The 19719-nt window shown below is 62.7% G+C and carries 17 protein-coding genes; 7 read left to right on the top strand and 10 right to left on the bottom strand.

What is annotated here, in order from left to right; genetic code table 11:
- Positions 1 to 40 precede the first annotated feature (40 nt).
- Positions 41 to 352: a hypothetical protein gene (locus tag ACFWEM_RS06935; RefSeq protein WP_378532265.1), complete on the bottom strand. Its 312-nt coding sequence runs from the start codon at positions 350 to 352 to the stop codon at positions 41 to 43.
- 216 nt (positions 353 to 568) lie between these two features.
- Between ACFWEM_RS06935 and ACFWEM_RS06930 the strand changes: the two genes are divergently transcribed.
- The 5 genes from ACFWEM_RS06930 (at position 569) to ACFWEM_RS06910 (ending at position 7594) form a co-directional block, all read left to right on the top strand.
- Positions 569 to 1762, top strand: a complete 1194-nt coding sequence (locus ACFWEM_RS06930) for an LLM class flavin-dependent oxidoreductase (RefSeq protein WP_378532262.1) — start codon at positions 569 to 571, stop codon at positions 1760 to 1762.
- Complete coding sequence (locus ACFWEM_RS06925; RefSeq protein ID WP_378532260.1) at positions 1759 to 2838, top strand: alcohol dehydrogenase catalytic domain-containing protein; 1080 nt, start codon at positions 1759 to 1761, stop codon at positions 2836 to 2838. Before ACFWEM_RS06930 ends, ACFWEM_RS06925 begins: the two co-directional genes overlap by 4 nt.
- Before the next feature lie 180 nt (positions 2839 to 3018).
- A complete protein-coding gene (locus tag ACFWEM_RS06920; RefSeq protein ID WP_138872200.1) occupies positions 3019 to 4677 on the top strand; it encodes a DNA repair helicase XPB in 1659 nt (552 codons plus the stop codon).
- Positions 4678 to 4779: 102 nt separating this feature from the next.
- Positions 4780 to 6858, top strand: coding sequence for a peptidase (locus ACFWEM_RS06915; protein ID WP_378532257.1), 2079 nt, complete (start codon positions 4780 to 4782; stop codon positions 6856 to 6858).
- A 73-nt stretch (positions 6859 to 6931) separates the two neighbouring features.
- On the top strand, positions 6932 to 7594 hold the full coding sequence (locus ACFWEM_RS06910; RefSeq protein ID WP_378532255.1) for a DUF3239 domain-containing protein: 663 nt from the start codon (positions 6932 to 6934) through the stop codon (positions 7592 to 7594).
- 8 nt (positions 7595 to 7602) lie between these two features.
- Here ACFWEM_RS06910 and ACFWEM_RS06905 read toward each other — a convergent pair whose 3' ends face one another.
- Genes ACFWEM_RS06905 through ACFWEM_RS06880 form a run of 6 tightly spaced genes read right to left on the bottom strand, consistent with a single transcriptional unit; the run spans position 7603 to position 13973 of the window.
- Entirely contained in the window at positions 7603 to 8589 is a 987-nt protein-coding gene (locus tag ACFWEM_RS06905; protein ID WP_378446226.1) for an LLM class F420-dependent oxidoreductase, read from the bottom strand.
- 13 nt (positions 8590 to 8602) lie between these two features.
- On the bottom strand, positions 8603 to 9835 hold the full coding sequence (locus ACFWEM_RS06900) for an MFS transporter (RefSeq protein ID WP_378532253.1): 1233 nt from the start codon (positions 9833 to 9835) through the stop codon (positions 8603 to 8605).
- Positions 9832 to 11178 carry an LLM class flavin-dependent oxidoreductase gene (locus ACFWEM_RS06895; RefSeq protein WP_378532251.1) on the bottom strand — a complete coding sequence of 449 codons (1347 nt, stop codon included), beginning with the start codon at positions 11176 to 11178 and terminating at the stop codon, positions 9832 to 9834. The genes ACFWEM_RS06900 and ACFWEM_RS06895 overlap by 4 nt, the downstream gene beginning before the upstream one ends.
- A gap of 32 nt (positions 11179 to 11210) precedes the next feature.
- Positions 11211 to 12083 (bottom strand): ABC transporter permease, encoded by an 873-nt coding sequence (locus ACFWEM_RS06890; RefSeq protein WP_378532249.1) that lies wholly within the window; start codon positions 12081 to 12083, stop codon positions 11211 to 11213.
- Complete coding sequence (locus ACFWEM_RS06885; RefSeq protein ID WP_003940477.1) at positions 12076 to 12897, bottom strand: ABC transporter ATP-binding protein; 822 nt, start codon at positions 12895 to 12897, stop codon at positions 12076 to 12078. Before ACFWEM_RS06885 ends, ACFWEM_RS06890 begins: the two co-directional genes overlap by 8 nt.
- Positions 12894 to 13973: an ABC transporter substrate-binding protein gene (locus ACFWEM_RS06880; protein ID WP_378532247.1), complete on the bottom strand. Its 1080-nt coding sequence runs from the start codon at positions 13971 to 13973 to the stop codon at positions 12894 to 12896. The genes ACFWEM_RS06885 and ACFWEM_RS06880 overlap by 4 nt, the downstream gene beginning before the upstream one ends.
- A gap of 277 nt (positions 13974 to 14250) precedes the next feature.
- On the opposite strand from ACFWEM_RS06880, the gene ACFWEM_RS06875 reads away from it, so the two are divergent.
- Complete coding sequence (locus tag ACFWEM_RS06875; RefSeq protein WP_378532245.1) at positions 14251 to 15213, top strand: sigma-70 family RNA polymerase sigma factor; 963 nt, start codon at positions 14251 to 14253, stop codon at positions 15211 to 15213.
- Here ACFWEM_RS06875 and ACFWEM_RS06870 read toward each other — a convergent pair.
- The gene (locus tag ACFWEM_RS06870) at positions 15189 to 16910 is read right to left on the bottom strand and encodes an FUSC family protein (protein WP_378532243.1); all 1722 of its coding nucleotides are present in this window, start codon (positions 16908 to 16910) and stop codon (positions 15189 to 15191) included. The genes ACFWEM_RS06875 and ACFWEM_RS06870 overlap by 25 nt on opposite strands.
- Positions 16911 to 17149: 239 nt before the next feature.
- Between ACFWEM_RS06870 and ACFWEM_RS06865 the strand changes: the two genes are divergently transcribed.
- Positions 17150 to 18277 (top strand): acyl-CoA dehydrogenase family protein, encoded by a 1128-nt coding sequence (locus ACFWEM_RS06865; protein ID WP_378532766.1) that lies wholly within the window; start codon positions 17150 to 17152, stop codon positions 18275 to 18277.
- Between the two features lie 4 nt (positions 18278 to 18281).
- Here ACFWEM_RS06865 and ACFWEM_RS06860 read toward each other — a convergent pair whose 3' ends face one another.
- Entirely contained in the window at positions 18282 to 18908 is a 627-nt protein-coding gene (locus ACFWEM_RS06860) for a TetR/AcrR family transcriptional regulator (RefSeq protein WP_020970505.1), read from the bottom strand.
- Positions 18905 to 19561 (bottom strand): TetR/AcrR family transcriptional regulator, encoded by a 657-nt coding sequence (locus ACFWEM_RS06855; protein WP_020908817.1) that lies wholly within the window; start codon positions 19559 to 19561, stop codon positions 18905 to 18907. The genes ACFWEM_RS06860 and ACFWEM_RS06855 overlap by 4 nt, the downstream gene beginning before the upstream one ends.
- Between the last annotated feature and the right edge of the window lie 158 nt (positions 19562 to 19719).

The following is a 19719-nucleotide window of genomic DNA, read 5'->3' as shown; positions in this document are numbered from 1 at the left end:
CACGGGCTCGCCGAAGTTCTCCGAAGCGCTGACCCTGGAGTCAGAGTGATTCACGGTGTGCCCGCACCCTGTTGTCGCGATCGACCCAGCCGTGGGCGCGTGCGTAGTCCACCATCGCGGAGAACTTCTGCCTCCACTGCGCGTTTCCGACCTGGGCCGCGACGGCTTGTTCCAGGTGAGCAATGTCGAGCCAGACGTGATCGTCCTCGAGTTCCCCCCACGGTTCCAATACCCGACGCAGAGTCTCGGACTGATCGTCGCCGCCTACGACGACCGAGAGACTGGTGAAGTCGTCGACCCCGTTCAGTTCGACGGTCGAGGAGGTGGGGGTGATGGTGACGTCCAAATGCATGACCTCTTCAACGCTCCTTCTCGAAATTCCTGAATCAGTTGATCGACTTGAAACAACATTAGACGACGTGACTAAACCAGATAGCGTTGAGCTACAAGTGATTACAAACCTCCCACTGTGCGGGAGATTCAACTTATTGGATCAGGTGATCCATGTTAGACATCTCCACCAGAGCGAGTGAGCCAAATCACTTCCCTGTCGACAGGAGATGTCATCGTGTGGTCCGCATCGTCTATCCGCTTCGGAGCCTTCCTTGCCCCGTACCACCCGCTCGACGCCGATCCCGCCTTGCAGCTCAGACGCGATATCGATCTCATGGCGCACCTGGATCACCTCGGCTTCGAGGAAGCCTGGATGGGTGAGCATCATTCGACCGGCGCCGAAATCGTGCCCGCGCCGGACATGTTCATCGCCGCCGCAGCCGAGCGGACCGAGCGCATCCAGTTCGGTACGGGCGTGACGTCCCTGCCCTATCACCACCCGTTGATCACGGCCGACCGCATCACTCAACTCGATCTGCAGACCCGCGGGCGAGTCATCTTCGGCACCGGCCCGGGCAAGATCCCCCTCGACGCACACATGATGGGTATCAACCCGTCGGATCAGCGCCGCCGCCAGGGCGAAGCACTCGAGGCCATCCTTGCGTTGCTCCGCGGCGAGGTCGTCAACATGGAAACCGACTGGTTCACGTTGCGTGATGCTCGTGCACAGCTGCCCACGTACCGCGCGGATGGCATCGAGACCGTGACAGCGTCGACGATTTCGCCCAACGGTTCGGTACTCGCAGGCAAGAACGGCCTCTCCTTGCTCTCGTTGGCGGCGAGTTCACCCAGCGGATTCGACGCACTGGATCGCAACTGGGATGTGTACGAGAAGGTCTCGGCCGAGCACGGCCACCACGCCGACCGCGCGACGTGGCGGGTGGTTAATCCGATGTTCATCGCAGAGACCCGAGCCGAGGCCGAGCGCGCCGTGAGCCGACGGATCGGATCGATGGCCTCCTACGTGAATCGGCAGACCGGCCAGACCCCGGCCTGGGCAGATACGCCGGCAGGGATCATCGACCAGTGGCGTAACGACACTCTCGGCGAGTTCGGTCAGGCGATCATCGGTACCCCCGAGGATGCGATCGCACAGATCGAGCGCCTGATCGAGAAGACGGGAGGGTTCGGCACGTTCCTGATCCTTCACGTCGACATGGCGAGCTGGGAGGACACCAAACGCAGCTACGAATTGTTCGCCTCCGAGGTGGTCCCGCACTTCCGGAAGCGGAACGTCGGGCGTCAGGCGAGCATGCAGTTCGCCGAGGACAATCGCGAGTACCTGATCGGCGGGCTTGTCGGAGCGCTCACCAAAGCCCACACCGACTACTACGGCCGGTCCGCCGAGACGGGAGCGGTACGCGCATGAGGGCTGTCCGATTCCAGAACGGTGAATTCGCAGTAGCGGTGGTAGCCGACCCGCCGCCGTTGGCACCCCATCAGATCCGCATCGACGTCGTCGCCTGCGGGATCTGTGGCAGTGATCTGAGCATGTCGAAAGACCCGTGCCGGTTCGTCGAGGTCGCACACGACGGGGGTTACCCGCTCGCCACCTTCGACCCCGACCGCCCCGTAGTCCTGGGACACGAGTACGCGGGTATCGTCTCCGAAACCGGCTCTGCAGTAGACGATTTCGCGATCGGCGACAGGGTGGCGGGCATCGGCCTGGCCACCGACACTGCCACCGGGATCCCGACGATCATCGGCTACTCGAACGAATACCACGGCGCGTTCGGCGACCACATCGTCGTCGACGCGTTCTGGGTCCGCAAAGTTCCCGATCACCTGTCACTCGAGCACGCCACACTTGCCGAACCTCTCCACGTCGGCGAGATGCACCTTCAACAGTCCGGCCTCACCTCGGCCGATTCGGCGCTCGTCATCGGTTGCGGGACGATCGGACTTGGTGCCGTCGTCGCGGCGAAGGCGAGAGGAGCACAGATCGTCATCGCGTCCGAGCCCTCCCCCAAACGACGCGAGCTCGCCGAGAAGATGGGCGCGGACATCGTCGTCGATCCGGCCGAGCAGGATCCGATCGAACTGTGGAATCAGATGGTCGCCGAGGGCAACCCACTCGTCGGTCAGGCCGCAAACGGCATCCTGATCGCCTACGAATGCAGCGGCCGGGCGGGGGTTATCGGGGAACTGATGCGCACCTTGCCGTTCAACTCGCGGATACAGGTGCTGGCTGCGCCGTTCGGCGACGAGACGATCATTCCCGTCGTCGGGCAGTTCCGGAGGATCTCGATCAACTTCGGTCACGGCCCCTACGAGAGTGCCTACGACATCACCCTGCAGAGACTCGCCGATGGAGAGATCGACGCGGAAGCGATCATCACCGGCCGGGTCGGTCTCGATGGCGTCTCGGACGCTTTCGCAGCTCTGCGCGCACCCGACGAACACGTGAAGATCCTCGTGCTACCCGGCTCCGGTCTCCCGGAATAGCGGTCGGTCCTGCCCTGTTGACGTAGGGGTGTCCGCACTCGGGCACCCCTACTTCGGGCTGTGCGAGCGTCGCCTGTTGGCGTATGCGCTCCGATACCAGGACAATGGCAGGGTTGGCGTCAGCCGACAACGCGGCGCAACGCTCTGTGGCTGCCGCGTTTGTTTCACTAGGAGGATTCCGTGACCGACGGACCGTTGATCGTCCAATCCGACAAGACGCTGCTGTTGGAGGTCGACCACGAGCGTGCCGGCGAGGCCAGGCAGGCAATCGCCCCCTTCGCGGAACTCGAACGGGCCCCGGAGCACGTCCACACGTATCGCATCACTCCCCTGGCATTGTGGAATGCCCGCGCTGCCGGGCACGACGCCGAACAGGTTGTCGACGCACTGGTGTCGTTCTCGCGGTTCGCCGTGCCACAGCCACTCCTGGTCGACATCGTCGACACGATGGCCAGGTACGGACGCTTGCAGTTGGTCAAGAGCCCGGTGCACGGTCTCATCCTGGTCAGCCTCGACCGCGCAGTGCTCACCGAGGTGATGCGGCACAAGAAGATCTCGCCGATGCTCGGTGAGAAAGTCGACGACGACACCGTGATCGTGCATCCGAGTGAGCGCGGCCGCCTCAAGCAGATGCTGCTCAAGGTCGGCTGGCCGGCCGAGGACCTCGCCGGCTACGTGGACGGCGAAGCGCACCCGATCGATCTCGCTTTCGAAGAGGGCCACTGGGAACTGCGTGACTACCAGCAGATGGCAGCGGATTCGTTCTGGGCCGGCGGCTCGGGCGTCGTCGTGCTGCCATGTGGCGCCGGTAAGACGATGGTGGGCGCCGCAGCGATGGCAAAGGCCAAGGCCACCACACTCATTCTGGTGACCAACACCGTTGCCGGTCGCCAGTGGAAGCGTGAGCTCATTGCCCGCACGTCGTTGACCGAGGAAGAAATCGGCGAATACTCCGGCGAGCGCAAGGAGATTCGGCCGGTCACGATCGCCACGTACCAGGTGATCACGCGTCGTACGAAGGGCGAGTACAAGCACCTCGAACTTTTCGATTCCCGTGACTGGGGACTGGTGATCTACGACGAGGTACACCTGCTCCCCGCGCCGGTCTTCCGGATGACGGCAGACCTGCAGTCACGCCGCCGCCTCGGTCTGACCGCGACGTTGGTTCGTGAGGACGGCCGCGAAGGCGACGTCTTCTCGCTCATCGGCCCCAAGCGCTACGACGCTCCGTGGAAGGACATCGAAGCGCAGGGCTGGATCGCACCGGCCGACTGCGTCGAGGTGCGAGTGACGATGACGGACGCCGAACGCATGTCCTACGCCGTCGCCGAACCGGAGGAACGCTACAAACTGTGCTCGACGGCGCACACCAAAATCGCTGTCGTGAAGTCGATTCTGGCCAAGCACCCGGATTCCCCGACGTTGGTGATCGGCGCGTATCTCGATCAGCTCGACGAACTCGGCGAAGCCCTGAACGCCCCGGTGATCAAGGGATCCACCAAGAACAAGGAACGTGAGATCCTGTTCGATCAGTTCCGGAACGGTGAGATCCAGACGCTGGTCGTGAGCAAGGTCGCGAACTTCTCGATCGACCTTCCGGAGGCGTCTGTCGCCGTGCAGGTTTCGGGAACCTTCGGATCGAGACAGGAAGAAGCTCAGCGACTCGGGCGCCTCCTGCGACCCAAGCACGACGGCGGTCAGGCGCACTTCTATTCGGTGGTCTCCCGCGACACTCTCGATGCGGAGTATGCGGCACATCGTCAGCGATTCCTCGCCGAACAGGGCTACGCCTACCGGATCACCGACGCCGACGACCTGCTCGGACCTGCAATCGGCTGAGCATTTCTGCAACACGTTCCAGAAATAAATGGACATACGTCCAGTTATCTGTAGAGTGTGCCCTGTCACAGTCGTGTCCATCGGCCGGGGGTCACCAGCACCATGCGCTCAGTTCCACGTCTACGGGGTCGGCTCGCCGGAACCATCTCGCTGCTGACTGCCGCCGTCGTCGTCGCCACGACCGGCGTCAGTGCGGCGGCACCGAGCCCATCTCCTACCGCGCAGAACTCGGTGTACGCACTTGCGAACGGCTGCTACGCGCTTCGCACGGAGTCCGGAGACTTCGTGCGTCGGGGCGGACCGGCGTACCTCACCGACGCCACGAAAGCCGCCGACGCCGAGCCTTTCCGCCTGCATGCGGCCCAGTTGGGCCGTTTCATGCTGTACGGCCCCGACGGGTCGATGCTCTCGCACGACGGAGCAGACTCCGTTCTCGCCACCTCCGAAGCAACTCCAGCCACCGACTGGACCGTGATGTCCACCGGCGAGTCCTTCGTTCTGACCGCAACCTCGAACGGCCGCCAACTGATCTCGCGAGATTCGACGCTCACGATGTCCGATCCCGGTGACGTTCCCGAATCTGCGTTCACTCTCGTCCCCCGCGATGGCTGTGCCGATTTCCCCGAAGCCGAAGTGGGTGCAAACGGTATTCCCGGAGAAATCGGGCCGAATGGTGAAGTCACGGGATTCATCGACACACACGTGCACATGAATGCTTCCGAGTTCATGGGTGGAAACCTGCACTGCGGCAAACCTTTCGACCCCCAAGGTGTCACCGCTGCCCTCGTCGACTGCCCGGACCACCAACCCGACGGAATACCGGCACTCCTCGAAAACGTTCTGTCGTACGGAAATCCCTTCGAAACTCACGACACCACGGGCTGGCCGAGCTTCGCCGACTGGCCGGCCCACGATTCGCTGACGCACGAGCAGACTTACTACAAGTGGGTCGAGCGGGCCTGGCGCGGCGGACTGCGAATCTTCACCAATCTCTTTGTCGCCAACCGTGTCCTGTGCGAGCTGTATCCGAGCAAGCGAAATCCCTGCGACGAGATGGAGACCGTCCGGATCCAGGCGCAGCAGACACGCGAACTCCAGGACTACATCGACGCCCAGTACGGCGGTCCCGGCCGCGGATGGTTCCGCATCGTGAGCTCCCCGGAACAAGCCAGGCAGGTTGCTGCCGACGGAAAGCTGGCCGTCACTCTCGGGGTGGAGGTATCCGAACCGTTCGGTTGCTCTGTGCGTAACGGGATTCCGCAGTGCACCGAAGACGACATCGACCGCGGCCTGGACGAGTTGTACGACCTGGGTGTCCGGCAGATGATCGTCACGCACAAGTTCGACAACGCTCTCGGCGGTGCTCGTTTCGACGGCGGAATTACCGGCGTGGCCGTCAATATCGGCAACTACCTCGGCACCGGGGAGTTCTGGCAGTCGGAACCCTGCACCGGAGTTGCCGAGGACAACGTGCTGCCCACCAAGGTCGACGGCGCGCAGAATCTTCTCGCCGTACTCCCGCCCGGAGTGACGCTTCCGGTGTACCCCTCTGGTCCGCAATGCAATTCACACGGCCTGACCGACCTGGGTGCTTACACGATCAGAGGTTTGATGGACCGAGGAATGATCGTCGACATCGACCACATGAGCGTCAAGACCGCCGAAGCAGCCCTCGACATTCTCGAAGCTGCGAACTACTCCGGTGTCGTCTCGAGTCACAGTTGGAGCGACCCGAGCCTGTACAAGCGGATCTACGCACTCGGTGGATTTGTCGCCCTGTACGCCGGGCAACTGGACGCATCGGACGAAAAGCCCGAAGAGCGCGGATTCATCGACCAGTGGCGCGACGCGCGGGCAATGCGAAGCGAGAACTACTACTTCGGTTTCGGCTACGGCGCCGACACCAACGGCTTCGGCCCCCAAGCCGCACCGCGCGGTGACGCCGCCGAAAATCCGCTGCAATATCCGTACACCGCCTTCGACGGCACGGTCATGGACCAGCAGCGCGCCGGCACCCGGGTTTTCGACGTGAACACCGACGGCGTGGCGCAGTACGGGATGATTCCCGACTGGATCGCGGACATGCGCATCGCCGCGGGAGCCGACGGCGACACCATCGTCGAGGACATGAGCCGCGGCGCCGAGGCTTACCTGCAGATGTGGGAGCGCGCGCGAAACTAGCTACGCTGGTGGACGGTCCCCGGGCGATCGGGGGCCGGTCCTAGATCGTCCGGCACCACCCGAAGGATTTTTCGTGGCTGACTTCCAGTTCACTGTCGACAAGGCTCACGCCAAGTCGGTCAACGACACACTGGCCGACGTACGCCGCCTGCAGATTTCTGCGGTGATCTTCGCGATCGTCCTCGCCGCGGTCGGCGCCTGGCTGATCAGCATGGGCGAGGTGTGGTCCATCATCATCGGCGCAGTCCTGGTCATCGGTGCGGTCAGTTCCCTGTGGGTGGCCGTGTGGGCACCTCGCAAGGTGGGGAGCGTCGAATCTCTGTATGCGGACAACCCGCTGGTCCCGGCGATCGTCACCGAGGTCCACCCGCGTGCGGCGACGCTGACCGCACTGATCGACATCGCGAAGCCCGCCGCTGGGGCACCGAAGTACGCACTCGTCAGCCGCAATGTACGACTCAATCCGAAGTGGCGAGTCGGCGACCGCATTCCGTCGGTTGCACTGCGTTCGGATCGTTCCACCCGAAGCAAGGCTGACACCTGGCAGATGGTCAGCCCCATGCCGATCGAATGGGGAACCAAGGACTCGGCGGTGCTGGCACGCGCTGTCGCGGCTGTCAGTGCGAGCGAGTGGAACTTCCTGCAGAGCCGGATCCCCGATTCCGAAGAAGTTCGCACCCACCCCGATCGCCGGGTCCTGATCAACCCGGCCGATCTTCCTGACTCCCTGCGATAGCCGTACCGCTACGCGAGCGCGGGCAGTACTTCCTTCTCGAACATCTCGATCCCCGAGGTGTCGTACGCGGCCTCGGGGAAGTAGAAAATTCCGTACTCGAGGCCCTGCGCTTTGAGCGCCGACAGGTTCTCGATGATCTGCTCCGGTGTACCCACCGCCGGCATTCCGCGGAAGGCGTCGAGCGACGCATCCGCAGCAGCTTCGCCGACCAACGGCGTCAGCCGGGATTTCAGCGTCTCCAACCGCTGAGCCACCTCGGCTTCCGTCGCTCCGATGGCCACGTTGTAGTTGGCCGAACGGACGATCGCGTCGAAGTCGGTACCGACGGTGTCGCAGTGCTTCTTCAGGATCTCCGACTTGTGTGCGAAGCCGTCCGGGGTGCCGTCGAAGTTGGTGTACTGCGCGTACTTCGCCGCGATCTTGAGTGTGACCTTCTCGCCGCCGCCGGCAACCCAGATGGGAATTCCGCCCTCTTGCAACGGAAGTGGACGACACAGCGCTCCGTCGACCTGGTAGTACTTACCGTCGAGCGTCGCACTTCCCTTCGACCACGCCTGCTGCATGATCTGGATTCCTTCGTCGAGTCGACCCAGACGCTCACCGGCAGAGGGGAATCCGTAGCCGTACGCGCGCCACTCCTGCTCGTACCAACCGCCGCCGATTCCCATTTCGACGCGTCCACCGGTGATCAGGTCGGTGGTCGCGGCGACCTTGGCGAGGTACGCCGGGTTGCGGTAGCTCATGGCGGTACACATCTGGCCGAGCCGGATACGCGACGTCGACGCACCGAGCGCGGCCATCAACGTCCACGCCTCGTGAGTCGCTTCTTCCGTCGGCTGGGGAACGGTGTGGAAGTGGTCGTAGACCCACACCGATTCCCACGGTCCTGCCTCCGCGCGGAGCGTGAAGTCTCGCATCACCTCCCACTGCTTCGCGGGGTCGATGCCGACCAGGTCCAGACGCCAGCCTTGAGGTACGAACAGTCCGAATCGCATGCAGCGAGCCTACCTATCGTTTCCCGAGGCGCGAGCGGGGTGACACCCGCGGAGAGTAGACCGGAATGAAGCGGAACATCATCGCTGCGCCCGCGAACGAGGTCGCACCCAGTGCGGCGAACGCCCACCCGAGCGGGAACACCGCGGCAAGGAGACCGATCGCGAGCGGCCCACCGAACATGCCCGTGTCGTGAGTCAAGCGCCAGGCGGCGAGGAACTCGGCACGTTCTTCGGGCGGGGCGATATCAGCACCGAGAGTCATGATCACGCCGTTGCCCAGTCCGTTGCCGATCCCCATCACGACAGCGACCACGGTCAGCCCCACTGCACTCGTCGAGAACGGCAACAGTAGGTACGACACACCGATCACCGTCAGCGAAGGCACCGCGACCAACCTGCGCCCGTATCGGTCCATGATGTGCCCGGCGGGATACGAGCACAGCAGATCCACGGCCGCACCGATACCGAAGATCACACTCACCTGGGCCGCATCCAACCCGAGGTGCAATGCCCACAGCGGCAGCACTGCCTCCCGCGAAGCACGAGCGGCGCCCATCAGCAGGGAGCCTGTCCCGAGCGTCGACAGGGCGGCGCGGTGGCGGCGAAGGATCTGCGGGAGCGTGACGTGGCTATGATCGCCGTTGCCCGCCTGCGCCTTTCGTGGCGGGTCGGGAACGCGGGCCATCAGCGCCCCGGCGAGTACGACGCCCACCAACTGGACCAGAAATCCTCCGCGCGCGCCCACCAGCAGAATCACGCCGGCGCCGATGAGTGGGCCCAGGAAGAAACCCAACCGCCACATCGCGGCGAATGACGACATTGCTCGGGCCCGCAGGCCGAGCGGCACCGTCTCAGCGAGGTAGCTCTGCCTGGCAAGACCCCACACAGCATTCGCCAGTCCGGTCAGCAGAGCACCGATACCCAGCATCCACGGAGTCTGCGCAAGCAGACAGATCACCACTCCGGTCGCGCCCAAGGAACTTCCGCCGATGATGGACCGACGCTCGCCGAATCGCGACACTATCCGGCCCGCCGGGAGATCGCCGAGGACGGCACCCAAACCGCCGAGTGCAACGATCAATCCGGCGACGGCGACCGATGCACCGAGGTCGCGGGCGGTGACGGCCATGATGGGGGCGGCCGCGCCCTGACCGATTCCGAAAATAGCCGCCGGTACGAAAACCGTTGTGACCAGTGGCTTGAGCCCGGCAATCGCCGGCTGTTCCTTGGGCAGTGTTTCCGTCACGCGCTCACTTCTGCCGCGTCAGCGGCCCGCGAAAACCGATTCGCCGGACGATCGAGGCCGTAGTGACCCCGCAGGGTGGATTCCGTGTATTCGGTACGGAAGAGCCCACGCGCCTGCAGAATCGGCACGACCCGGTCGACGAACACCTCGAGCCCTCCGGGCAGATAGGGCGGCATGATGTTGAAGCCGTCCGCGGCGCCCTTGTCGAACCATTCGGTCAACTCGTCCGCGACCTGCTCCGGTGTCCCGGCAAATGTCCGATGCCCACGGCCACCGCCGAGTTTGCCGATCAGTTCACGAACGGTCAGGTTTTCGCTCTCCGCAAGATCTTTGACGAGCTGGTATCGACTCTTGTTTCCTTGGATGCGATCGATGTCCGGCAGCGGCGGCAACGGAGCGTCCAGCGAATGCTCGGTGAGGTCGACGCCCACCATGTTCGAGAGTTGGCGCAGCGAGTACTCAGGTGAGATGAGATCCGTGAACGACTGCTCCAGCGCCTTGGCTTCTTCTTCCGTATCCGCGATGAAGGGAACGATGCCTGGCAGCACCTTGATCTCGTCGGGACTACGCCCGTACTTGATCAGCCGCGCTTTGAGGTCGGTGTAGAAATCCTGCCCTTGCTCGAGCGTTCGTTGAGCGGTGAACACGGCCTCGGCATACTTCGCCGCGAAATCCTTACCGCTCTCGGAGGAACCGGCTTGCACGAGCAGCGGACGTCCCTGTGGAGACCTCGGCGAATTGAGTGGACCGGCTACCGTGAATCGTTCGCCGTCATGGTCGATCCGATGGACACGATCCGGGTCGGCGAAGATCCCGGACTCTTCGTCCAGGACAACCGCCCCCTCTTCCCAACTGTCCCAGAGTCCGAGTGTCACGTCGAGAAACTCCTCGGCGCGCTCGTAACGACCACTGTGCGCCGGTACCGCATCGAGACCGAAGTTGGCCGCCTCGTCGGCGCCCGCCGATGTGACGATGTTCCACCCGCCACGTCCCCCACTGATGTGGTCGAGGGACGCGAACTTCCTTGCAAGAGTGTACGGATCGCTGTAACTGGTCGACGCGGTTGCAATCAGCCCCACCTTGTCGGTGGCAGCAGCGATCGCGGAGAGCAACGTGACGGGTTCGAAAATCGCCTGCGTGTTGTACTTGACCCGCGGGCCCACTGCCAGGCCGTCGGCGAAGAACACCGAGTCCAGCTTTCCTCGTTCGGCGATCCTCCCCAACTCCTGGAAGTGCTTGACGTCCAACAAGTTGGCCGCATTTGTGCGAGGGTGGCGCCACGCCGCCTCATGATGGCCGACGCCCATGAGGAAGGCGTTCAGATGAAATTGTCGTTCGGACATGAGTTCGCAGAATCTTTCCGTGAAGGTGCAGATCAGGTGGTGACGCGCCAGCGTGAGAGCCGACGTTCGATCAGGACCAGAATCGCGTTGATTGTCAGACCCAACAACGAGATCGCGACGATACCCGCGTACATGTTCGGGATCTGGAAATTGAGTTGTGAGGCAGTGATCAGGTATCCGAGACCGGCTTTGGCACCGACCATCTCGGCGGCGATCAGCACGAGTATCGACGACGCGGCGGCCATGCGAATTCCGGTGAAGATCGTGGGCACCGCAGCGGGCAGAACTACCTTCTGGAACAGTCGAATCGACGAGAACCCCAGAGAGGCAGCGGACTTGATCAGCAGCGGGTCAACCGTGCGCACACCGGAGATGGTGTTGAGCAGAATCGGGAAGGTGCAGGCGTAAATCACCAGGGCGATCTTCGACTCTTCACCGATGCCCAGAATCAGCACGAAGACGGGAAGCAGAGCCAAGGCTGCTGTGTTGCGGAACAATTCGAGAATCGGGTTGAGGAAGTCGGAGACCGGACGGTACCAGGCGATCGCAATTCCCAACGGAATCGCGATCGCGATGGCCACGAAGAATCCGGTTAACGCACGCGTCAGACTGGCCGAGACGTGCTCTTGCAGTTGACCGTTCCCGGCAAGAGTGAAGAACGCGGACACAACCTCACTGAAGGGCGGAAGGAAAACCTTGTCCACCAAGCCCAACCGAGGTGCGGCTTCCCAGATCCCGAGGAAAATCGCGATCGCTATCGACGGCTTGGCAATCCGCCACGCGGCAGATCCAACGTACCGCGCCGCCTTGCCGCCGGCCTGGCTCCGCTGCGCAATGTCAGGTGCTTTGTCGTGCAACGGTTCGGGGTCCGCGACCACTTCCGGCGTCGCCAATGCGCTAGACATGTGCAACCTCCTTGGCTGGGTCGAGCTCGCCCGCCCGTGCGCGTTCCACTTCACCGTGCAGCAGCGTCCAGATCCGGTGCCGGAACACTCGGAACTCCTCGCCGGATCGCACGTCGTCGCCGGACCTGTCGATGTCGATGTCGACGATCGTCTTGACACGCCCCGGCCTCGACGTCAGCACGGCAACGCGCTGCCCCAGGTAGATGGCCTCGTCGATTCCGTGAGTGATGAACAAGATCGTCTTACCGGTGGCTTTCCAGATGCGCAGAAGCTCGTCCTGCAGAGACTCTCGCGTCTGTGCGTCCAGCGCTGCAAACGGTTCGTCCATCAGCAACACTTCGGGGTCGAAGGCCAGGCTGCGGGCGATCGCGACTCGCTGCTTCATTCCGCCGGACAACTCGTGCGGATAGCGATCCGCGAAACCTTGCAGACCGACCAATTCGAGGTAGTGCTCGGCGAGCTCGCGTCGCTCGCTCTTCTTCACGCCCTTCGCTTCGAGTCCGAACTCGATGTTGTGACGTGCAGTTCGCCATGGAAGTAGCGCGTATTGCTGGAAGACGATTCCCCGATCCAAGCCGGGTCCGGTGATCTGCTTGCCGTCCAGAAGGATTCGACCGGAAGTCGGCGAACTCAGTCCGCCGAGGAGGTCCAGCAGAGTCGACTTACCGCACCCACTCGGCCCGACGAGGACCAGGAACTCCCCCGGCGCCACGTCGATGTTGATGTCCTCGACCGCGGTGAAAACTTCGTCGGTCCCACGAATGTCGAACTGCTTGGTGACGTGCTCGAGCCTTAGTTTCGGTTCTGTGCTCATTTTGCGGCCTCCAGTGCCTGTCCGTCAGCGCCGCTGTCGGGTGAATACGTTCCGTTGGCGTATGGATTGAATTCGTTGGTGTAGATGTCCGACGGCTTCAACTTCCCCTCTTCGAGTTCGCCGTTACGGGTGAGCCAGTCGATCCACGTGCTGATCTCGGTATCGGTGATCGTTCCGCCGGGGCCGGCGACTCCCGGGCTCTTCCAGTAACTGATGAGCTTGGTGTCCTCGTTGCGTCCGCGACTGTTGATGATCGACGTCAGCTTCGCGATCACTTCCTCACGTGGGTGCGTCTGGGTCCAGCGGATCGCTCGCGCTGTTCCCTGTACGAAATCGGCGACCGCTTCCTTGTTCTTCGCGATGTAGTCGTCACGGAACACCAACGTGCCGTAGGTGAACGAGCCGAACAGTGATTCGTCCGTGAACAGCTCGCGAAGACCACCGCGTTCGAGCGCGGAGTCACGGAAGACCGAGCCGAGGGTGGCAACGTCGATCTGTCCCTGGCGCAGCGCTTGCTCCGTGTTGACGGGAGGCACCACGATCAGTTCAACCTGCTTGATCTCGTCCGGCGTAAGCCCCTCCCGCGCAAGCCATTCACGAACAACGAACTCGTGGTGGGCGCCGAGTGTATTCATCCCGACCTTCTTGCCGATCAGGTCTTTGGCCGTTTTGATCGGACTGTCGTCGAGAACGTAGTACCCATTGAAGCTCTGCTTGTCGGAGCCGTAGTACCCGATCACCGAGGTGATCGGTGAACCCGCGGAAGCCAACTTCACCACCGCACCGTTGAACGCACCACCGAATTCGGTCTGACCGGTCGCGGCATTCTGAATGCTCTGAGGACCGCTGGTCGTGTCGCCGATCCAGTTGAGTTCCACGTTGTCGAAGTAGCCGAGATCGGCAGCGAGTTCGGGGTAGATGACCTGTCCGGTACTGCCCTCGTACCGCAGGACGGTCTTGCCGTCGGCGGTCTTGACGACTTCGTCGGAAGAGCCCGAGCAGGCCACGGCAAGGCTGGACAGTGTGACAAGAGCGACGACTGCGGCTATGGAGCGCGCAAGGCGAGGGCGAATCATGAAGTTGCTTCCTTTAGAGGATGATTGGTGAAATTTACGACGACACCTGTCCGGATCGCCTTGTGCGGCGATCGGCACAGGCAGGTGTTGGGAAAGTCAGTTCAACGACAACAGTTCAATGACGACAAGAGCGAAGACCGAAACACGTGAGACTCCAATGAATGTGAAGACAGAATCGAGCCGTTAGCAGTGTCGAAACCATACGTCGGCACCCACTACCTGGGTCAACGGTTACATTCATGCCGGATTTAAAGTGTGAAGTCCGTATCATGAGGGCATGCTTTCGCCGACTACCGCGCAGGACTTCGAGCAACACCGTGGCCATCTGACGTCGGTGGCCTACCGTCTCACCGGAAGTTTCAGCGACGCTCAGGACGCGGTGCAGGAAGCATGGATACGACTCCAAGTAGCCGAAACCACGCGAGGTGAAGAGCTGGAGATCCGCGAGCTGCGCGGATGGCTCACCACTGTTGTGGGTCGGATCTGCCTCGATCATCTCAAATCGGCCGCAGTCCGGAGAGAAAGCTATGTAGGACAATGGCTTCCGGAGCCGATCGTCACGCCCGTCGACGCCACCGTGAGCACACCCTCAGCGACACCCGATCCCCTCGAGTACGTCGTGACGCAGGAACAGAATCGTTTTGCGGCCCTCGTCGTCCTGGACACTCTTACTCCCGCGCAACGCGTTGCCTTTGTCCTGCACGACGGCTTCGACGTACCGTTCGCCGAGGTAGCCCGAATCCTCGACATCGAAGTCGCCGCCGCCCGTCAGTTGGCCTCGCGAGCCCGTAGAGCCGCAGCGTCGGCGCCCGTCCCGGTCAGCAGCGAGGAGCATGCTGCCGCCGTCGAAAGACTGGTCATGGCTATCGCGAGTGGGGATCTGAACGCGGTGATCGAAGCACTCGATCCCGATGCCGTGCTGATCGGCGACGCAGGCGGAACAACTCGCACGGCGGTCAACGTCGTGCGCGGCAGTGATCGTGTGGCACGGTTCTACCTGGGGCTGGCACGCAAGTACGGACCGGCGGCGCTGTTTTCGATGTCACCGGTTCTCGTCAACGGACAGCTCGGTGGTGTATTCGCCGGCTCCCCCGGAGATGACCGGTACCCGCAGTTCGCCGCTCGCGTTGCCGGCTTCACGGTTCGCGACGGAGTTGTGTGTGCGGCCTACGACATTGCGAACCCAGCCAAGTTCAGTGCCGTCCCGATGCTCGATCACACCGAACCCGAGCGCAGGTAGCGAGACTCCCATTCTTCGAGGTGAGACCTGGACACCTGCGTGCCGAACCACAGTCGGTGCAGCACATCCGATCCCAGGTGATGCAGTGCGGTGTGCGTTCTCCACTGCTGCGACGCCCACTCGGGTTCGTTGTGGGCGGCGTCGATCCCGGCCATCGTGCTGCCTCGTAGTTCGAAGTCCAGGTCGCGTCGAAGCTCCGAAAGCTCGGACCAATTCGCTTGTGGTGCATAGTGCCTTGCGCGGATTTCGGTCAGCAGCTTGAACAGGACGCTGTCGGCACGCTCGTCGACCCAGATCAGAGTGCGTCGATGTGCCCCGCGCCCGACCGTCCACAGGACGATCAACGCCACGACGACGCCGATTGCCGTCTCGAGCATGCGGCTGAGGATCAGATGCTGGACGGTCCCGTGTGCACCACCGGCAGCGCCGAGGAGAATTGCCAGAGCGGTGATGAAGATGACGGCGATCCCGTAGTTCCGCACCAGGAACAGTTCGATCCCCGCCATCAGGACGGCAAGTACAGCCACCAGCCACAGACCGGTCGGACTCCAGGCGTATATGGCGCCCAACAGAATCAACCCGAGGACGGTTCCGCCGATGCGATGGATTCCGCGATAGGTGCCCAGTATTCGATCCGGTCCTTGATGCAGGACCATCGCCGCGGCGATCACCGCCCAGTCCGGGCGATCGATACCGAGTAGAACGGTGAGGGTTCCCGCCGCCATACAGGCGATGGACAGCCGAAGTGCCGTGATCGACGCTCGGCTGGACGGATTGCAGGCGCGGAGAAACCGATACCGGATCGTCGGGTCGGGCAGGGGCGGATGCGCCCCGACCTCGTCGACGTCGAACGCGGGGTCCGCCATGAGTTCGGGATCGTGGTCGTCGGAGATCGCCCTGGCCATCGCGATTTGTGCTCGTTCGAGTTCACGGGTCAACGGGTGGTCTTTCCCGACGATTGCGCCGCGGTAGAGGCACTGCCACGCGTCGTGCAGCCGCAGTGCTGCAGCGTGCCGTTTGTCTCGCGTCTGCTCCGGCGGGGCGTACTTCGCCTGCGCTTCCGTGTACTCCGCAACAGCCGAGACGGCTGCCTGTACCGCGCTGCGTTCGATCGCTCGCGGTGCCCACAGGATTCCCGTCATCGAGACGACCACCGCGCTGATCCCGCCGATTGCCGTCCACATCGCAACCTCGATCGGCGGCTGCCCGGGAGTGGCGATCACCGAACTGATCTCGGTGGTCAGCAGCAGGAAGAACGCGCCCGGTGGGCCTAATCGAAGCGCGTCGACGGTAAAGGCGCAGGTCGACACCACGATGGCCATGATCAGCACGACAAAGACGAGCAGCACCGTCGGCGCGCCTTCGGAGATCGCTCGGTGGACCGGCTCCCCCACCGATGCCCCGATGAAGGACAGGATCGTCAACGCCGCCGCGGCGATACCGACTGCCTTCCATCTGCTCCGGTACGGACGTCCCTCACCGTAGATCGACGCGAATGCACCGAGCCCGACCAGGAGGGACGAGGGCCCGAATCCGAGCAGTGTCGCGACAGCCGCAGGAATCGCCAAGGCGAGTGCGACCCGAATTGCTCCGGGATACCGGTTTCCCACCGGCGGCAATCCGAACAGGACGCTGCGAGCCGGACGCGGCGCCGGGAGGTTGGACTCGTGACCCGCTGATGTTTCTTCGGGGTCCACTGCCCATCCTTCGCGCCGGTTCGATCGTGTCTGTGCCGTCCCATTCTTGCGGGCGGCTGCCCTGGTATCCGAAGCGGGTCTGGAGGTCGATTCGGCCACCCGCTTATTGACACTGCGTCAACAGTGTGGATGATAGGTGGAGCCAGATCCGCTCGTGGGTCGCACTTCATCGATCGGGAGAAATCACGATGACGCAAGTATCAACCGCAACCCGAACCACCGAACGACGCTCCCCGTGGATGGACGACGAATTGGAGGCCGTTGGCGAACTGGCGAGGAACTTCTTCGCCAAACACGTGACACCGCACCAGAAACGCTTCGCGTCCCAGGGTTTTCCCGACAAATCCGCCTATCGGGAACTCGGGACGCTCGGCCTCGCCGGCATGTCGATACCCACCGAGTACGGCGGCGGAGGAGGAACTTTTGCGCATGATGCCGTGCTGTTCCACGAGCAGGTGATGGCGGGTGATCATTCACTCCAACTCGGTGTGCACTCGGGAATCGTGCCGCACTACCTCAATGCCTACGCCGATCACGAGCACAAACTGCGCTGGCTACCGAAGCTGGCGAGTGGCGAGTGGGTGGGCGCAATCGCCATGACCGAGCCCGGCACCGGATCCGACTTGCAGAACATCACCACCCGCGCCGTCCGCGACGGTGACGACTATCTGATCAGCGGCGCAAAGACATTCATCTCCAACGGTCGCAATTGTGATCTGGTGATCATTGCCGCCAAGACCGATCCCAGCCTCGGAGCGCGTGGAGTGTCGCTCATCGTGGCCGAGGTCGATGACAACACACCGGGTTTCGAGCGCGGGCGAATACTCGAGAAGGTCGGACAGAAGGGCCAGGACACCACCGAGCTGTTCTTCGACCGCTTGCGGGTGCCTGCAACAAACCTGCTCGGGGACCGCGAAGGCACAGGGTTTGCCCAGCTGATGCAGCAGCTACTGCCTGAACGATTGATCTGCGGAGTTGCAGCCACTGCGGCAATGGAGCGTGCAGTCGCCCTCACCGTCGAGTACACCAAATCCCGAAACATGTTCGGGCAAACGCTCTTCGATCTGCAGAACACGCGCTTCGAACTTGCCGAGTGCGCGTCCATCGCTCGTATCTCACGAACGTTCATCGACGACTGCATCGTCAAATACCTTGCCGGGCAGCTCGATGCGACTACCGCCGCGATGGCCAAGTACTGGCTCACCGATCAGCAGTGCGCCGTGATCGACCGCTGCGTGCAACTACACGGCGGGTACGGCTACATACTCGAATATCCCATCGCTCAGATGTACGCCGACGCTCGTATTCAGCGAATCTACGCCGGATCGAACGAAGTCATGAAAGACCTCGTGGCGAGATCACTCTGAGTAATCAGGAATCCGCCTCGCACGCCGGCAGAACGTCACGCACGATGGCGAGCAAACTGCGTACCAGCAGAAGGTGCACCTGTTCGCGGTCGAGCGCTCCCGTCACCAACCACTGCTTACTGGCGGCCTTCGCCAGTCCTCCGTACGCCACGATCATCGAATGAACAGCAGCCTCGCTGCCTTCACTCGGTCGAATCTCGAGCGCATCCATCATGCGTCGCGCAGCAACGTCGTCAGCATCCTGCAGGATCCGATCCATCTCGGGATCACGGCGGAGGTCGTCGGACATGACTGTCGAGATCCACATGTCGCGATGACGCCAGGCGACGTCGAGCCACCGATCGATCACGGCGCCGATCCGCTTCTCCTGGCTCGCCGATCGCGGAATGCGGTCCACCGCCACTTCGGGAATGAAGACGAACCGCCGCACGACGTCGAGATACAACTCCCGCTTGGAGCCGAAGTAATGATTGAGCAGCGGACGACCGACCCCGGCCGCCTTGGCCAACTCGGTCATCGAGACGTCGGCAAAAGACTTCTCCTCGAAAACCTTTGCCGCGCTGACAATGATCTGCTCACGCCGGTCTTCGGGACCGAGACGCTTTCCGCCTGTGGCCGACGCGGACGTCATTCTTTTCTCGCGGGCGTGCTGTTGACCGTCGCCTGCGCCTCGACCATGAGCGAAATGTGTTCCACCAAACGCTTTCGAGAGATCTTGGAGGACGGGGTGTGCGCCTGATAGATGAACGCGAGGGCACCGAACAGCCCCACCGAATTGAGTTCGGAGTTCGCGGAGTCGGTTGCCTCGCCGCCGTACATCAGCTCGAGCGACGCGGAGATCGGATTGGTGAACTCCGCCATCAATTCTCGCCCTCGATCCCACAGCGCAGGTTCCGCCTGGGATTCGACGAACATGATGCGTCCACGGCGCGGATCCTTGAATACGTAGGTGGTGAAGGCCTTCACCACGTGACGGATCAGGGCCGACGGTTCGGAAGGCGCCGCCTCGAGAGCGTCCAGAATAGTGTCGCGTGCCCCGAGAACGACCTCGTCGAGCACGGCGACCAGCAGTTCGTCACGATTGGCGAAGCTCTCGTAGAAGTACCGTTCGGTCAGCGCAGCCTCGCGGCAGGTCGCACGCATGGTCGCGGCGGCCGCACCCTCGGTGCCCATGATCTGCAACCCGGCTTCGATCAGCTGTGCCCGGCGCGCGGCGCGGCGATCTTCTGGTTCCTGCCCACGCCACCTGCGCGGGCCGGTGCGCCGAGCCTCGGTATCCGTCATGTCCCCATGTTCTCACTGACCGGCAGTGCTCTCGACCTCAGGTTATCGCGGCGACCTCGGCAAGCGAACTGACATCGCACGATGTCAATCAATTCAATTCTGACATCAATCGCTGTTGACATCACTTGATGTCAGACTTACTCTTCGTTCAGTTGTTC

Source organism: Rhodococcus sp. NPDC060176, from assembly GCF_042728675.1.
Taxonomy (GTDB): Bacteria; Actinomycetota; Actinomycetes; order Mycobacteriales; family Mycobacteriaceae; genus Rhodococcus_F.
The sequence above is the reverse complement of the archived record's forward strand: the minus strand, read 5'-3'. Positions and strand labels throughout refer to the sequence as shown.

Bases quoted from the DNA above. Each gene is read 5' to 3' on its own strand.
- ACFWEM_RS06855 (WP_020908817.1), bottom strand. From the start codon at position 19,561: ATGACGGATACCGAGGCTCGGCGCACCGGCCCGCGCAGGTGGCGTGGG.
- ACFWEM_RS06905 (WP_378446226.1), bottom strand. From the start codon at position 8,589: ATGCGATTCGGACTGTTCGTACCTCAAGGCTGGCGTCTGGACCTGGTC.
- ACFWEM_RS06875 (WP_378532245.1), top strand. From the start codon at position 14,251: ATGCTTTCGCCGACTACCGCGCAGGACTTCGAGCAACACCGTGGCCAT.
- ACFWEM_RS06880 (WP_378532247.1), bottom strand. From the start codon at position 13,973: ATGATTCGCCCTCGCCTTGCGCGCTCCATAGCCGCAGTCGTCGCTCTT.
- ACFWEM_RS06865 (WP_378532766.1), top strand. From the start codon at position 17,150: ATGGACGACGAATTGGAGGCCGTTGGCGAACTGGCGAGGAACTTCTTC.
- ACFWEM_RS06895 (WP_378532251.1), bottom strand. From the start codon at position 11,178: ATGTCCGAACGACAATTTCATCTGAACGCCTTCCTCATGGGCGTCGGC.
- ACFWEM_RS06935 (WP_378532265.1), bottom strand. From the start codon at position 352: ATGCATTTGGACGTCACCATCACCCCCACCTCCTCGACCGTCGAACTG.
- ACFWEM_RS06860 (WP_020970505.1), bottom strand. From the start codon at position 18,908: ATGACGTCCGCGTCGGCCACAGGCGGAAAGCGTCTCGGTCCCGAAGAC.
- ACFWEM_RS06925 (WP_378532260.1), top strand. From the start codon at position 1,759: ATGAGGGCTGTCCGATTCCAGAACGGTGAATTCGCAGTAGCGGTGGTA.
- ACFWEM_RS06885 (WP_003940477.1), bottom strand. From the start codon at position 12,897: ATGAGCACAGAACCGAAACTAAGGCTCGAGCACGTCACCAAGCAGTTC.
- ACFWEM_RS06890 (WP_378532249.1), bottom strand. From the start codon at position 12,083: ATGTCTAGCGCATTGGCGACGCCGGAAGTGGTCGCGGACCCCGAACCG.
- ACFWEM_RS06915 (WP_378532257.1), top strand. From the start codon at position 4,780: ATGCGCTCAGTTCCACGTCTACGGGGTCGGCTCGCCGGAACCATCTCG.